Origin of the sequence: Nocardioides pocheonensis (genome assembly GCF_003725535.1) — a bacterium.
Taxonomy (GTDB): Bacteria; Actinomycetota; Actinomycetes; order Propionibacteriales; family Nocardioidaceae; genus Marmoricola; species Marmoricola pocheonensis.
Map to the genome: position 1 here is coordinate 65,630 of NZ_RJSF01000047.1, position 14,198 is coordinate 79,827.

The 14,198-nt window shown below is 73.1% G+C and carries 13 protein-coding genes; 4 read left to right on the top strand and 9 right to left on the bottom strand.

Translation table 11 applies throughout. The annotated features are described in order from the left end of the window. The first annotated feature begins 15 nt into the window (after positions 1–15). Entirely contained in the window at positions 16–1,725 is a 1,710-nt protein-coding gene (locus EFL26_RS21025; RefSeq protein WP_246000318.1) for a dolichyl-phosphate-mannose--protein mannosyltransferase, read from the top strand. Between the two features lie 105 nt (positions 1,726–1,830). Here EFL26_RS21025 and EFL26_RS21030 read toward each other — a convergent pair whose 3' ends face one another. The 3 genes from EFL26_RS21030 to EFL26_RS21040 are packed head-to-tail and all read right to left on the bottom strand — an operon-like array spanning position 1,831 to position 3,372. Then, positions 1,831–2,556, bottom strand: coding sequence for a hypothetical protein (locus EFL26_RS21030; RefSeq protein ID WP_148046794.1), 726 nt, complete (start codon positions 2,554–2,556; stop codon positions 1,831–1,833). Positions 2,557–2,563: 7 nt separating this feature from the next. Beyond that, positions 2,564–3,088, bottom strand: a complete 525-nt coding sequence (locus EFL26_RS21035) for a ferritin (protein WP_123224884.1) — start codon at positions 3,086–3,088, stop codon at positions 2,564–2,566. Positions 3,089–3,117: 29 nt separating this feature from the next. Continuing rightward, a complete protein-coding gene (locus EFL26_RS21040; RefSeq protein ID WP_123224885.1) occupies positions 3,118–3,372 on the bottom strand; it encodes a hypothetical protein in 255 nt (84 codons plus the stop codon). Positions 3,373–3,524: 152 nt separating this feature from the next. Here EFL26_RS21040 and EFL26_RS21045 point away from each other — a divergent pair, with 152 nt between their 5' ends. Genes EFL26_RS21045 through EFL26_RS21055 form a run of 3 tightly spaced genes read left to right on the top strand, consistent with a single transcriptional unit; the run spans position 3,525 to position 6,156 of the window. Then, positions 3,525–3,863 carry an ArsR/SmtB family transcription factor gene (locus tag EFL26_RS21045; protein ID WP_123224886.1) on the top strand — a complete coding sequence of 113 codons (339 nt, stop codon included), beginning with the start codon at positions 3,525–3,527 and terminating at the stop codon, positions 3,861–3,863. Then, complete coding sequence (locus tag EFL26_RS21050) at positions 3,860–5,587, top strand: SulP family inorganic anion transporter (protein ID WP_123224887.1); 1,728 nt, start codon at positions 3,860–3,862, stop codon at positions 5,585–5,587. Before EFL26_RS21045 ends, EFL26_RS21050 begins: the two co-directional genes overlap by 4 nt. Beyond that, positions 5,584–6,156, top strand: coding sequence for an adenylate kinase (locus tag EFL26_RS21055; protein ID WP_425464122.1), 573 nt, complete (start codon positions 5,584–5,586; stop codon positions 6,154–6,156). The genes EFL26_RS21050 and EFL26_RS21055 overlap by 4 nt, the downstream gene beginning before the upstream one ends. 58 nt (positions 6,157–6,214) lie before the next feature. Here the strand turns inward: EFL26_RS21055 and EFL26_RS21060 are convergent, their stop codons facing one another. The 6 genes from EFL26_RS21060 to EFL26_RS21085 form a co-directional block, all read right to left on the bottom strand. Continuing rightward, on the bottom strand, positions 6,215–6,736 hold the full coding sequence (locus EFL26_RS21060; RefSeq protein WP_221177090.1) for a hypothetical protein: 522 nt from the start codon (positions 6,734–6,736) through the stop codon (positions 6,215–6,217). Between the two features lie 53 nt (positions 6,737–6,789). Further along, the gene (locus tag EFL26_RS21065) at positions 6,790–8,316 is read right to left on the bottom strand and encodes an MFS transporter (RefSeq protein ID WP_123224888.1); all 1,527 of its coding nucleotides are present in this window, start codon (positions 8,314–8,316) and stop codon (positions 6,790–6,792) included. Beyond that, a complete protein-coding gene (locus EFL26_RS21070) occupies positions 8,316–8,723 on the bottom strand; it encodes a VOC family protein (RefSeq protein WP_123224889.1) in 408 nt (135 codons plus the stop codon). The genes EFL26_RS21065 and EFL26_RS21070 overlap by 1 nt, the downstream gene beginning before the upstream one ends. Positions 8,724–8,748: 25 nt before the next feature. Continuing rightward, positions 8,749–10,152, bottom strand: a complete 1,404-nt coding sequence (locus EFL26_RS21075) for an FAD-binding oxidoreductase (protein ID WP_123224890.1) — start codon at positions 10,150–10,152, stop codon at positions 8,749–8,751. A 90-nt stretch (positions 10,153–10,242) separates the two neighbouring features. After that, positions 10,243–13,560 carry an ATP-binding protein gene (locus tag EFL26_RS21080; RefSeq protein WP_183408305.1) on the bottom strand — a complete coding sequence of 1,106 codons (3,318 nt, stop codon included), beginning with the start codon at positions 13,558–13,560 and terminating at the stop codon, positions 10,243–10,245. A gap of 43 nt (positions 13,561–13,603) precedes the next feature. Further along, a complete protein-coding gene (locus tag EFL26_RS21085) occupies positions 13,604–14,110 on the bottom strand; it encodes a nitroreductase family deazaflavin-dependent oxidoreductase (RefSeq protein ID WP_123224892.1) in 507 nt (168 codons plus the stop codon). Between the last annotated feature and the right edge of the window lie 88 nt (positions 14,111–14,198).

The following is a 14,198-nucleotide window of genomic DNA, read 5'->3' on the forward strand; positions in this document are numbered from 1 at the left end:
CCTAGAGTCGACGCCGTGCCCACGGTGACGTTCCCCGGGACCCTCTCCCGGACGGCGACCGGTGACGTCGTCCCGCCCGCAGCCGAGCGGGCGCGTCCGCGCGCCGTCGACCGCGACCCGGTGATCGCCTGGGCCGGCACGGCCGCCGTCACGCTGCTGGCCGCCTTCCTCAGGCTGTGGAACCTCGACGACCCCAAGGCGTTCCTCTTCGACGAGACCTACTACGCCAAGGACGCCTGGTCGCTGGTCCACCACGGCTACGTCACGGGTTACGTGTCCGACGCGAACGACAAGATCCTCTCCGGCAACCTGCACGGGCTCTGGACCAGCGACCCGAGCATGGTGGTGCACCCCGAGGTCGGGAAGTACCTGATCGGGCTCGCCGAGCTGGTCGCCGGGATGACGCCGTTCGGCTGGCGGCTCGCCTCGGCGATCGTCGGCTCGCTGATGGTCCTGGTGATGATCCGGCTGACCCGCCGGATCACCGGGTCCACCCTCCTCGGGCTGGTGGCCGGACTGCTGATGTGCTTCGACGGGCTCCAGCTCGTGCTCTCCCGGCTCGCGCTGCTCGACATCTTCGTCGCGTTCTTCACCCTCTGCGCGCTCAGCTGCGTCGTCGCGGACCGGGACTGGTTCCGTGCCCGGCTCTCCCGGGCGCAGCGCCCGCTCACCGGCGTCGGCCCCCGGCTGTGGTGGCGGCCGTGGCTGCTCGCCGCCGGCGTCTTCTGGGGGCTGGCGCTGGGCACGAAGTGGGCCGCGGTGTACCCGTGGGTGGCGTTCGGCGTGTTCGTGCTGGTCTGGTGCTCCGGGGCGCGCCGATCCTTCGGCGTGCGCACGGGCCTGGTGCGCGCCGTCGTCGTGATCGTCTCGTTCCTGCGCAGCCCGCTCGCGCGTCGCCGGATCGGCCCCGACGCCGTGTGGCTCCGCGCGGCCCTGACCGACCTCGTCCCGATCGCGGCGTACCTCGTGGTGCTGCCGCTGCTCGTCTACCTCGCCTCGTGGACCGGCTGGCTGCTGCACGCGAGCGTCTACGAGCAGCACCTCTCCCACACGCAGTACGGCCCGTACTGGGGCTCGTACATCGAGCACGACGCGCACGGGTTCTTCCCCGAGCTGTGGCAGTCGCTGCGCTCGCTGTGGCACTACCACCACGACGTCTACACGTTCCACACGAAGTTCCTCAACCACTCCACGCACGTCTACCAGTCCAACCCGCTCGGGTGGCTGGTGCTCAACCGTCCGGTCGGCGTCGACGCGCAGCTCAACATCGCCGCCGGCGCGCAGGGCTGCACCGCGACCGGCTCGGAGACGTGCCTGCGGCAGGTGCTGCTGCTCGGCACGCCCGCGCTGTGGTGGTTCTCCACGATCGCGCTGATCTGGTCGGCCGTCTGCTGGGTCGGCAAGCGCGACTGGCGCTACGGCATCGTCGTCGTCGGCGCCCTGGTCACGTGGCTGCCCTGGGTCCGGTACGACGACCGGCCGATCTTCAGCTACTACGCGATCGTGATCGAGCCGTTCCTGATCCTGGGCGCGACCCTGCTGCTCGGCGAGATCCTCGGGCGGGCCCCGGCGGGGTCGACCCGTCGTACCGTCGGGGCGGCCGCGGCCGGCGCCGTCGTCCTCGCGGTGATCGTGAACTTCGCCTGGTTCTGGCCGATCTACACCGACGGCCTGCTCACCCAGAGCCAGTGGATCGAGCGGATCTGGTTCCACCGCTGGATCTAGACCCGTTCAGTTGCGGGAAACCGCCCCGTGAGTCGGGGGAAAGCGGCCTCACCCTGGTCGGTTCAGCCCCACTCGAAGGGCGGTTTCACCCAACTCGACGGGCGGTCACCAGAGGCGGAGGGGTGGCGAGACCGAGCGGGCGTAGCGGGGGGACGGCTCGGTGACGGCCCGCAGCCAGGTGCGGTGGTGGTGGGCCAGGTAGCGGAGCCGCACGGTGACGGCGCCGGTGCCGTGCGTCATCGCGCGGCCTCCCTTGACCCGCACCCAGCGACCGGCGACCCGCTTCTCGAGGTGCACCCACGCGAACGCGTCAGGGGCGTAGCCGGAGGGCTCCTCGAGCAGCGACCGGAACCGGTACGCCACGACCTGCCCGTACGCCGGCCGCCGGGTCGAGGCCGCCACCGACGTGCGGCTCGACGGCTTGCGCATCGTGAAGTGCGCGTCGTCGAGCGGGGCGGAGGTCTTGGCGGCATCCACGGTGGGTGCCCACTCGACCGTGCCGCGGATCGTGTAGGTGCCGTAGGGGTCGGTCGGCCGGCACAGCCGGAAGGCGCCGGTCCCCGAGGCCAGGTTGGCGTCCGGGACGACGTACGCCGTGTCGGCCTGCGATCCGTCGGGCGCGACCAGCTGCAGGTTCAACGCCCGGTAGTCGCCCCCGCCGGGCACGTCGACGGAGTACCGGAACGGGTAGGAGCCGCAGTCGTCGTACAGCACCCCGCTGATGCCGGTCACCGAGCCGTAGGGGCTCGCCGCCTGCACGGGCACGCAAACCGGGCCGCCCAGCAGGAGGACGGCCGTCAGCACCCCGAGGAAGAGCCTGCGCACTGCCACGCCCCGGTCAGGCACCCGCCATCGCGGGAGCCGTGGGGTCGGTGCCGGCGGCGCTCTGCTCGCGCTTGACGTACTCCTCGATCGCCTCGATGTCGTCCTTCGCGCGGGTCACGACCGTGAGCAGGTCGTTCATGGTCGAGACCTCCTCGACCTGCTCCTTGATGAACCACTGCATGAACTGCTCGGCGGCGAAGTCGTTCTCGTCGCGGGCCGTGCGGGTGAGGCCGAAGATCTGCTCCGAGACGCGCTTCTCCTGGGCGAGAGCGAGCTCGACCGGGGCGACCACGTCGGCGAACTTGGTCTCGGGAGCGGCCACGCCGGGGATGCGCACCTCGCAGTCGGTGTCGAGCAGGAACTTCACCATCATCATGGCGTGGTCGCGCTCCTCGAGAGCCTGCGCGTAGAAGAAGGCGGCCATCTGCGGCATGGTCAGCGCGTCGTAGTGGATCGCGCAGGCGACGTACTGCTGATGCGCGGCGAACTCGTGGCCGATCTGCTCGTTGAGCTGCTCGGCGAAGCGCGGTGCGGTCACGTCGGGTCCCTCCCCGGTCCGGGGCCAGGTCAAGCGGCGAGCTTCTTCTTGCCCGACTTCTTGTGGCCCTTCTTGTTCTTCCCCACGCGCAGCGCGGCGACGAGGTCGGACTTCTTGATCTTCCGGGCCTTCTTGCCGTCGGCGTCGAGCCGCACCAGCTGGCGCTTGCGCACACCGTATCCGGCCGGAAGCGTGCCGTCCTTGAGCATGCGGATGGGGCAGCGGTCGCAGCGCGTGGTCGAGACGCAGCACTCCGTCTTCGGCAGCAGCACCTTCTTCCCCATCGACCCAGCCTAACATCGACTTAGGGATGCCTTACCTAAAGTGCGAGCCGGATCACGCCGCCGTCGCGCTCTCGCCGGATTCGACGCCCACCACGACGTCTTGTAGTATATGAAGAGTTCTTCACATGCAAAATCTCGAAGAAGGCGAGCGCGTGCCGATCCCGCTGTACCAGGCCAAGGCCGAGTTCCTCCGCACCCTCGGACACCCCGCCCGGATCCGCATCCTGGAGCTGCTGAGCGAGCGCGACCACGCGGTCCACGAGCTGCTCGACCGGATCGCGATCGAGCCGAGCAACCTCTCCCAGCAGCTGGCGGTGCTGCGTCGTACGGCGCTGGTCGTCTCCCGGCGCCACGACGGCGAGGTCGTCTACTCGCTGAGTGTGCCGGAGGTGCGCGACTTCCTGGTGACCGCCCGGCAGATCATCACGAACCTGGCCGCGGTCCAGGGCGACCTGGAGCCGGAGCTCACCCCGGCGAAGAGCGCTCGGTGAACGTCCACCTCCTCCCCCGTCGCTCGGAGTGGGCTGCCGCCACGCGCCGACCTGCGGGCGACCTCCTCGCCGGCCTCGTGGTCGGTCTGGTCGCCCTGCCGCTGGCGCTCGGCTTCGGGGTCAGCTCGGGCATGGGCGCCGGCGCCGGGCTGGTCACGGCGATCGTCGCCGGCGTCGTGGCGGCGGTCTTCGGGGGCAGCAACCTGCAGGTGAGCGGTCCCACCGGCGCGATGACCGTGGTGCTCGTGCCGATCATCGCCCGTTACGGAGGCGACGGCGTCCTCGTGGTCGGGCTGCTGGCGGGCCTGATCCTGATCGGCCTCGCGTACGCCGGCCTGGGCCGCTTCATCCGCTACGTCCCCGTCTCGGTGGTCGAGGGCTTCACGCTCGGGATCGCGGTGATCATCGCGCTCCAGCAGGTCCCCGCCGCGCTCGGCGTCCACGTGCACGCGGAGAAGGCCGTGGCGCTCGCAGCCCGGGCGGTCGCCGCGTGGGTCGACTCACCGCACTGGGCGGCCCTCGGCCTCACCGGTGCGGTCACCGCGCTGATCCTCCTGGTCACCCGCTTCCGGCCCTCGCTGCCGATCGCGCTGCTCGCGGTGGCCCTGGCCACCGCCGCCAACTCCGCCCTCGGCCTCCACGCCGAGACGATCGGCGCGCTGCCGTCGACCCTCCCGGCACCGTCGCTGCCGCACATCCCCTGGGCGCACCTGGACGCCCTGCTGCTCCCCGCGATCGCGGTGGCCGCCCTCGCCGCTCTCGAGAGCCTGCTGTCGGCCACCGTCGCCGACGCGATGTCGGTCGGCCAGCGCCACGACCCCGACCGCGAGCTGTTCGGGCAGGGACTGGCCAACCTGGCCAGCCCACTGTTCGGCGGCATCCCGGCCACGGCCGCGATCGCCCGCACGGCCGTCAACGTCCGCGCCGGCGCCTCGACACGGCTCGCCGCCGTCACCCACGCGATCGTGCTGCTCCTGGTCATGCTGGTCGCGTCGCGCTGGGTGGCCGACATCCCGCTGGCCGCGCTCGCCGGCGTGCTGATCACGACCGCCGGGCAGATGGTGCGCGTCTCGAGTGTGGCTGCCCTGCTGCGCTCGACCCGCGGAGACGCCGCCGTCCTGGTGATCACCGCGGCCGCGACGATCCTGGCCGACCTCGTGACCGCGGTGATCCTCGGCCTCGTCGTCGCCGGTGCGTTCGCCCTCCGCCAGGCGGCACTCTCGGCCACCCTCCACGAGGAGCCGCTCGACGCGGGGCCCCTGGACGCGAGCGACCACGGCGACGAGGAGCGTGCCCTCCTCGACCAGCAGATCGTGGTGTACCGCCTCGACGGCCCGCTGTTCTTCGCCGCCGCGCACGACTTCCTGCTCGAGCTGTCCGAGGTCAGCAACGTGCGCGTCGTGGTGCTGCGGATGTCGCGGATCAGCTCGATCGACGCGACCGGTGCGGCCGTGCTGGCCGACACCATCACCCGCCTCGAGGCCCGCGGGATCACGGTGCTGCTGTCCGGCGTACGCGCGCACCAGGAGCAGGTGCTCGCCAGCCTCGGCGTCTACGACCAGCTCGCGAGCGAGCACCACCTCTTCGACACCACCCCGGAAGCGATCGCCCACGCCCGCATCCACGCGGCCCGCGTCGCGCACGTCCCCGACCCTGATCACCTGCCGCACGGCCCCAACGGCGAGGCCGCCCACCACCCGCACAGTGAAAGGGAAGTCTCGTGAACCGCATCCTGATCATGGGCCCGCCGGGCGCCGGCAAGGGCACGCAGGCCATCGCGATCGCCGAGCACTACGGCATCCCGGCGATCTCGACCGGCGACATCTTCCGCGCCAACGTGGCGGCCAGCACCACGCTGGGCCAGACGGCGCGCCGCTACATGGAGGCCGGCGAGTACGTCCCCGACGACGTCACCAACCAGATGGTCCGCGACCGTCTCGCGGAGGACGACTGCAGCCAGGGCTTCCTGCTGGACGGCTACCCGCGCACGCTCGACCAGGTCGCGTGGCTCGACAAGGTGCTGGCTGACCTGGGCGTCGCGCTCGACGCGGTGGTGGCCCTGGCCGTGGCCGAGGACGAGCTGGTGCAGCGCCTGCTCCGGCGCGCCGAGATCGACCAGCGAGCCGACGACACCGAGGACGTCATCCGCCGGCGCCAGCAGGTGTACGCCGAGGAGACCACTCCCCTCCTCACCGAGTACGCCGCCCGCGGCCTGCTCGTCACCGTCGACGGCACCGGCACGCAGGACGACGTCGCCACCAAGATCTTCGACGCCCTGGGCGTCCGCGTCTGACCGGGTCCCGCCCCGCTCGCGACCGGCCGGACCTCCCCGATCCGGCCGGTCACGCAGCTCAGCAGTGGACGTCGGGGTTCCACTCCGCGAACGTGCCGGCGGGATTGGCCCGCCAGGCCCAGACGTGCAGGTCGTAGTGGATCGGCATCCCCGGTGCATGGCCGGCCATCGGACCGTCGAACGGGATCCCGGCCAGGGCGGGCCGGTCGCCGTCCGTGCTGAGGTCCTGGTCCGCGTCGGCCCGGAAGTACTCGACCGCCACGAGGTGGAGCCGCCCGTCGTCGTCGGGCGCGTAGAGCAGCTCCTCGGGCCGGTCCGCGACGATCGCGGGGTCCGCGGCCAGGGCCCTGTTCAGGTAGTGGATGCCCATGCCACCCACGCCGGGCAGCTGGACGCATGCGGTGACGGGCACGTAGCCGTCCGCGACGGCCACACCCACGTCGTGGTACTTCGCCGTGGCGCGCCGGGCCTCGGCCACCGTGGTGTTCGCCGCAGGGCTGTCGGCGTGCGCGGACACCCCTGGGACCGCAGCCGTACCGGCAGCCAGCGCGAGCGCGCCGGCGATCAAGTGTCGCTTCATCATTCTCCTCTGTTCGTGGGCCGGCCGGTGCCGGCCCCGCTCGGGGTCGGCCTTCAGGCGGCCGACGGTTCCTCCGCCACGTCGGCGACGGCCGCGGACGCGGACGGACGCGGGCGGTGGAGGGCCAGGACGAGGACTCCGGCGACGAGGCCGGCCACCCCGCAGACGGCGAAGGTCGCCTGCACCCCGTCCACCGCGGCCGCGCGGACGGCTGCCTCCACGGCCGACCGGGCCGACTCGGGCAGCGTGTCCAGCACCTGTCGCGCCTGGCCGCCCGAGACCGCGCGGCCCACACCCGCCGGGTCGGCGACCCCGCGGCCGGACAGGACGTCGGTCACGCGAGAGGCGAACACGCCGCCCAGGACCGCGATGCCGAAGGTCAGGCCCAGCTGGCGCATCGTGTTGAGGGCCCCGGCCGCCATGCCGGCCCGCTCGATCGGCACCGAGCCGGCCGCGGCCGCGCCGAGCGTGGGCGTCGCCAGCCCGGCGCCGATCCCGGTGACCACGAAGCCGGGGACCATCGAGGCCCAGCCGGCACCGCCGTGCACGAGGGCGGCGTTGACCAGTCCGCCGGCGCCGACGAGCAGCATGCCGCAGCCGATGACCGTCCCGGATCCGAGCCGCTGCAGGTACCGGCCCGCGCCGAGTGCGACCACGAAGGCGGTGGCCGACAGCGGCACCGTGGCGGATCCGGCCTGGACTGCGCTGAGTCCGGCAACCGATTGAAGCCAGAGCGAGAGGTACGGGTAGGTGCCGAAGGCGGCGAACGTGAGGAGCATCGCACCGGCCATCACACCGACGAACGGCGCCCGGCGCAGCAGAGAGAGGTCGAGCAACGGTCGCGGGCTGCGCCGCTCCACGACGACGAAGGCGATCAGCAGCAACGGCGCCGCGACCAGCGGCCATCGAGATCCCGGCGCCGACCAGCCGTGCTCGTCGGCGGCGATCAGTCCGGCGGTGAGCGCTGCGGCTGCTGCGCTGAACGTGACCACACCGGGCAGGTCGAGATCGGCCAGGCGGCCGCGTCCGCTGCCGCGCGGGATCGTCAGTGCGGTCAGCACCACGGCGAGCACACTCACCGGCAGGTTCACCAGGAAGACCCAACGCCACGACCCCGCGTCGGTGAGCAGGCCACCGACGATCGGCCCGACGGCCGAGGCGCCGCCCGAGACCGCACCCCAGACGCCGTACGCGATCCCGCGGTCGCGCGCCGCATAGCTGGTGTTGAGGAGGGCGAAGGACGTTGCCAGCATGGCGGCGCCACCCGCGCCCTGGACGGCCCGCGCCGCCACGAGCGCCCCGACCGTCGGCGCCCACGCACTGGCGAGCGAGCTGAGGGCGAACGCGCCCAGCCCCGCCAGGTAGGAGCGCCGGTGGCCGAACACGTCGGCGACGGAGCCCGCTGCCAGCACCAGGGCGGCCAGCACGAGCGTGTAGCCGTCGACCACCCACTGGAGAGACCCGAAGCCGGTGTCGAGGTCGGCGGCGACGTCAGGCAGAGCGACGTTGACGACGGTGACGTCGAGCAGGAGCATGAAGTTGCCCAGGCACACGGCCACGAGCGGGAGCCACTTGCGCATCAGGACCCACTCCTCACGCGCGAGCCGGCTCGGGTCGCGGCCGGTCGGGTGATCAGCTCGAGCACGTGGCCGTCGGGGTCGTCCCAGTAGAAGCCGCGGTCGGTGCCGTCGATGTAGAGCGCGTCCGGCTCCCTCTTGAAGGGATCGGCCCAGTGCGGGATCCCGCGCCGCCCGAGCCGGTCGAGCACGGCGGCGAAGTCGACCTCACCGGCGCGGAACGCCAGATGGGTCGAGGTCGGTGCCGCCTGGCTGTCGGCGAAGTGGACGTGCGCTCCGTTGCCGAAGCTGTGCATCAGGAAGGGCCCGTAGGGCACGGCCGGCGGCAGGCCCAGGAGCTCGGAGAGGTACGCCGCCGTCGCGTGCTTGTCGCGGACGCCGACGATCGTGTGGTCGAAGTGGATGCTCATCGCGATGCTCCTCGTGCGAGTCGGATCAGTGGGTGTGCAGGACCGGACGGTTGCTGCGGATGGTGCCGAGCGGGTCGGCGTCGGCCTTGATCGCGCGCAGGCGGGCACGCACGTCGGCCGGCCAGCAGCGGTCGACGTCGCCCCCGGCCCCGAGGAAGTTCGGAGCGGTCGTGCCCGACGACACCGGGGCGACCGCGAGCTCGACCCGGTCGAGACCGGCGCGGATCGGCTCCACCAGCGCGGGCACGGCCGGGACGCCCAGCGCGAACAGCTGGTACGGCGCGTCGATGTGTCCCGCTGCGCCCTCCGACGCGCTCCCCGTGGTGAACGCAGCACCGAGGTGACGGATCTGGAAGACGGCGAGGGGTGAGCCGCTCTCCGCGCCGACCGCCGCGACCAGCCGGTCCACGGTGTCGTCGTCGAGGCGCTCCAGCAGGGTGGAGGTGTCCAGGTTGGGTGTCGGATCGGTCGGCTCACCGCCGATGCGGGCGAGCTCGGCGAGCGGCACCGCCCCGACGAGGTCGTGCAGCAGCCCGGGCACCTCGCGCAGCGGCGCCAGCCAGTGCTCGGCCTCCTCCGCCTCGCCGAGGTAGGCCATCGCCACGGAGGCGAACGCCTGGCCGCGCATCGCCTCCGGCACGTGCGGGAGCGGCGGGAAGCGGTAGCTGTGGTACCACAGCGTCAGCTCGGGAGGCGCGCTCTCGGTCACGGCGCGGAACACCCGCAGCACCTCGCCCATCTGCTCCAGCGGCCAGAACAGCCGACCGCCGTACACCGCCGGAGCCGGGTGCAACCGGAGCTCGAGCTGCGTGATGATCCCGAAGTCGCCGCCGCCCCCGCGGATGGCCCAGAACAGGTCGGGGTTGTCCTCCCGGCTGACCGTGCGCGCCCGGCCCAGGCCGTCGACGAGCTCGGCGGCGACGATGCTGTGCGCGGCCAGACCGTACGCCCGGCCGAACCAGCTCATGCCGCCGCCGATGGTCAGACCGACGACCGACACGTCCGGGTTGCTGCCGGCGAGGAACGTCAGGCCGGTGCCGTCGAGCGCCGCGAGCAGCTCCCCTGCCTTGACGCCGGCACCGAGCCGGACCGTCTGCCGCTGGAGGTCCACCTCGATGGAGCCCAGGGCGCGGGTGCGCAGCAGCAGGACACCGTCCAGCGCGTCGCCCGCGCCGTGGCCTCCGGGCTGTGCGGTGACCTGTACGTCGTGGTCGACGGCCCACCGGACCGCGGCCTGGACGTCGGCCGCATCGCGCACCTCGAGCACGGCGAGCGGCCTCTGGTCGATGTTGACCACCCACGGCGAGCGGACCGAGTCCCAGGTCGGGTCGTCGGGCGTGTGCAGCGTGCCGGCGACCCGGCGACGGAGGTCGTCGAGGTCCGCGGGTCGTCGTGGGCTCGAAGGGGCGGTGGGGGTGACGGTCGACATGGCGGTCGCCTCTCGGATCGGGGCTGGAACGCCGCCAGCCTGATCTCGAGCGGTTGCCGCGCACTTACCGGCGACTTGCCTAGCGTCCGGTCAGCCAGTGGCCGCCTGCCGCAGCTGTGCTGCGAGTGCCTCGGCCCGCCGTCGCCACGGCCGGTTGCCGAGCCGGTCCAGCTGCTCCAGCGCCGCGGCGCAGTACCGCTCGGCACGCTCCCGGTCGCCCAGGGCCGCCGTGCCGACGGCGAGGAAGTGGTCGACGACGCCGAGGTGGTCCACGGCGCCGAACGTGACGACGTCGCCGCTGTAGGGCGCCATCGCCGCGACGGCGTCGGCCAGGCCCGCGGTCACGCCCGCGCCGGCGAGGACCGCGATCCGCAGGCAGCGTTCAGCGAGCACGGAGTAGTCACTGGCTCCCGGCGGTGTCGGGTCGCCGAGGAGGTCGACGGCCGTCGCCGGATCCCCGGCCTCCAGCAGGTCGAGGGCCACGACGGCCCGCTGGCCGGCCCCGGTACGACGGAGGCTGTCGAGGAGCGACGGGTCGACGGGCGCCGCCGGGTCGCGGGTCCGCCAGCGGTAGATCGCATCGATGCCGGCCGCCGTCACGGCGCCGCCCCCGAGGAGCTCGTCGAGCCGGGTCAGCGCGCTCCTGATCAGGTCGGGGTCCTCGGACTCGCGCGCCCGGGACAGGAACCACCACGCCAGCGGCACGTCCACGCCGGTGTGGCGCAGCCGCGCGATCGCCGCGGCACAGCGCGCCGCGGCCGCGTCCGCCTCCTCGACGCGCCCCCGCTCGTAGAGCGTGCGTGCGTACGTGAACTCCGTGAACGCCGCGACCTCTCCGCTCAGCGCGTGCGAGCGCAGCTCCTCGACCGCGGCCAGCCGGTCGGCCGACGTGCCCGGCCCCGAGTGCGCCACGACGTAGGCCAGCAGCACCTCGACGAGGACCGCCTCGTCGCCCGACGCACGGGCGACCGCGAGCGCGCGCTCCCCGAGGTCGTCGGCGACCCCGGCGTTCCAGGCGAAGTAGTGCTCGGACTGGAGCACGGCCAGCAGCCGGGCTCGACGGACGTCGTCGACGTGGTCGAGCGCTTCGTGGAGCGTCTCGAGGAAGGCCGGGTCGCTCGACCCGGGCTCGCGCCAGGCCCAGACCCCGCGCCGGTTCAGCATGGCCGCGGCGTCGGCCACGAGGTCCCAGCGCCCGGCAGCCCGCGCGATCGACACAGCCTCGATGACCGCCGTACGCGCCTCGGGTGCACGAGCGAGCCGGATCATGCAGTACGCACTGCCGGTCAGCGCCTCGACCCGTCGTACGCCGGCGTCGGCACCGCTCGCCCGGGCCGCGGCTCGCTGCCACAGCTCGAGCGCCTCGTCGTGAGCCTGCCGCGCCTGCGCGACGCGGGCCGCCGCGACCAGCGCCGAGGCGGCGCGGGCAGCGGCCTCCGGTCCGAGGGAGGCGGCGAGGTCCGCATGGTGCGCGACCTCTGCGACCACGTCCGGAGCGTCGCCGTACCGAGTCTCGAGCTCGCGCGAGACCTGGTCGTGCAGCCGGAGCCGCCGGGCAGCGGTCAGGTCGCCCGCCAGCGCCTCGCGGGTCAAGGTGTGCGCGAACTGATAGCCGCCCGCCGTCTCGGCGAGCAGGCCGGAAGCGAGCGCGAGGTCGAGCAGGTCGAGTGTCCGGTCGACCGTGACGCCGGTGAGCCCGGCGAGCAGCTCGGGCTCGATCCGGCCCGCGACGGCCGCCGTGGCGAGCAGGCCGCGCGCCGCGTCCGGCAGTCGCGCCAGGCGCTGTCGCAGCACGTCGCGCACGCCGTCGGGCACCGGCAGCTCCTCGACGGGCAGGTGCACCAGGTCGGGGCGACCCTGGACCAGGCGGGCGTACTCGAGGACGAAGAACGCGTTGCCCGCGGTGACGTCGGCCACCACCGTGTCGAGCCGCTCGTCGTGCGGACCGAGGGTGTCGGTGAGCAGCTCGGTGACCTCGTCCGGGGCGAGTCCCTCCAGTCGGATCCGGGCGGCCCCCGCACGCGCCAGGTCCGCCAGCGTCGTGACCAACGCCTCGGACGAGGCGACCTCGCCCGTGCGCATCGTCCCCACGACCAGGAGCGGCACGGCCAGTTCGGCAGCAGCGACGTGTGCGAGCAGCCGCAGCGAGGTCACGTCGGCCCAGTGCAGGTCCTCGAGCACCAGGACCAAGGGCTGGTCCCCGGCGGAGCGTGTGAGCAGCCGCGCGACCGCGTCGAAGAGCCGGAGGGCACTGCCCTGGCTGGGATCGGTCTCGCGCGGGACGTCGGCGAGCACCGGCTCGACGACCTCCGCGTCGGCGGCGGCCGGGCTGCGCTCCCAGAGACCGCGCAGCACCGGGAGCCAGGGCCACAGTGCGGGCGCGAAGTCCGGGTGGCTGCGACCCAGGACGACGAGGGCGTCGGGTTCGAGCGTCGCGACCTGCTCGACGAACCGGGTCTTGCCGATGCCCGGCTCGCCGGACACGACGACGAACTCGGCGTGCGACCGAGCCAGCGCGTCGTGGAGCAGCGCGTGCACGGTCGTCAGCGCTGCTGCCCGACCCACGAAGCCCGTGGTCGGCGTGCGTCCGACCCTGGGCGTCGGCTCCGGCGAGGGGGTCGACGCCGCCGCCGGTGCCGACAGCGACGGGTCCTGGTTGAGGATCGCGGCCTCGAGGTCGCGCACCTCCGACGTGGGGTCGATGCCGAGGTCGTCGGCCAGGCGCTCGCGCAGGACCCGGAGGCTGTCGAGCGCGTCGCTCTGGCGTGCGGTGCGGTAGAGCGCGAGGGCGTGCGCTGCCCACAGCCGTTCGCGGTAGGGGTGGTCGGCGAGCAGAGGCTCCAGGGCCGTCACCGCGGCGGCCGGCTCGCCGAGGTCCAGCAGTGCCCGCGCGCCGACCTCCCGGACGGTGACGAACAGCTCGTCGAGCCGCTCCGCCTCCCGGACGACCGACTCGGCGTCGCAGCCGGCGTACGGCGCGGCGCGCCAGAGCTCGATCGCAGCCTCGGCCGCCTCGCGTCGCTCGGCCGGGGTGGTCCCGGCCGCTGCGCGGACCACCATGGCCTCGAACTCCCAGACGTCGACGGACATCAGGGGCAGCGCGATCGAGTAGCCGGCCGCCGAGCTGCGGAGCACGGTGGCGGGTGCGCGAGGCGAGCGCTCGGGCTCGAGGATCCGGCGCAGTCGGGAGACCGCCACCTGCAAGGACGCGAGCGCCTGTCGCGGCGCTTCCTCCCCCCAGACCTCCACGACCAGTCGATCCGCGGACACCGGCCTGCCGTGCGCGGCCACGAGCATCCCCAGCACGTTGCGCTCACGTCGACGGCCGAGCTCGACCTCACCGGCCGCGCTGATCAGTCGCGGCGGCCCGAACACGCGCACGCTCGGCGGCATCGCGGAGGTCGGCACGCGCGTCATGCTACGAGCGAGCGCCGCCCCCGTCCCGCGATTCTCAGGCCACCGGCGTCAGTCGGAACACCCTGATCTGGCGGTCGGTCCGGCCGCGGTACGACGCGTAGGCGGTCGTCACCTCGACCATCTTCCGGTACGCGGCCTCGGCCTCGTCACCCGCCAACAGGGTCGCGGTGACCGGGATCCGCTGACCCCCGACGACGACGTGCGCCTCGGGGTGGGCGATCAGGTTCGCGGTCCAGGCCGGATGATGGGCCTGCCCGAAGTTCGAGCCGACCACGATCACGCTGCCCCCGTCGCGCGCGAACAGCAGCGGGCTGATCCGCGCCTGCCCGGACTTCCGGCCGATCGTCTCCAGTAGCAGCGTGGGCGCACCGACCGGACCCAGCACCGTGCGCCGCCCGTTGGTGCGGATCAGGATCCGCCGGTCCAGCGGCGTCAGCGTGCGGACGACCCACGAGCCGGGCCGGGTCGAGGCGAACTTGGTGGCAGTCCGACCGAGCACGCCGTCCGACCTGCCCCATCGCGCGTCGGGGATCTCGGTCATGCGGTCAGTATTCCGCGTGGTGTTGACGTTTCGCCTGCGGCGGGCTTCATGTCGGCGGGTCTGGGTGGGTGTCGGGTGGGTGTGGGGG

Excerpts from the sequence above, each read along its gene's own strand:
- EFL26_RS21060 (WP_221177090.1), bottom strand. The coding sequence starts at position 6,736 with ATGAAGCGACACTTGATCGCCGGCGCGCTCGCGCTGGCTGCCGGTACG.
- EFL26_RS21070 (WP_123224889.1), bottom strand. The coding sequence starts at position 8,723 with ATGAGCATCCACTTCGACCACACGATCGTCGGCGTCCGCGACAAGCAC.
- EFL26_RS21085 (WP_123224892.1), bottom strand. The coding sequence starts at position 14,110 with ATGACCGAGATCCCCGACGCGCGATGGGGCAGGTCGGACGGCGTGCTC.
- EFL26_RS21075 (WP_123224890.1), bottom strand. The coding sequence starts at position 10,152 with ATGTCGACCGTCACCCCCACCGCCCCTTCGAGCCCACGACGACCCGCG.
- EFL26_RS21065 (WP_123224888.1), bottom strand. The coding sequence starts at position 8,316 with ATGCGCAAGTGGCTCCCGCTCGTGGCCGTGTGCCTGGGCAACTTCATG.
- EFL26_RS21040 (WP_123224885.1), bottom strand. The coding sequence starts at position 3,372 with ATGGGGAAGAAGGTGCTGCTGCCGAAGACGGAGTGCTGCGTCTCGACC.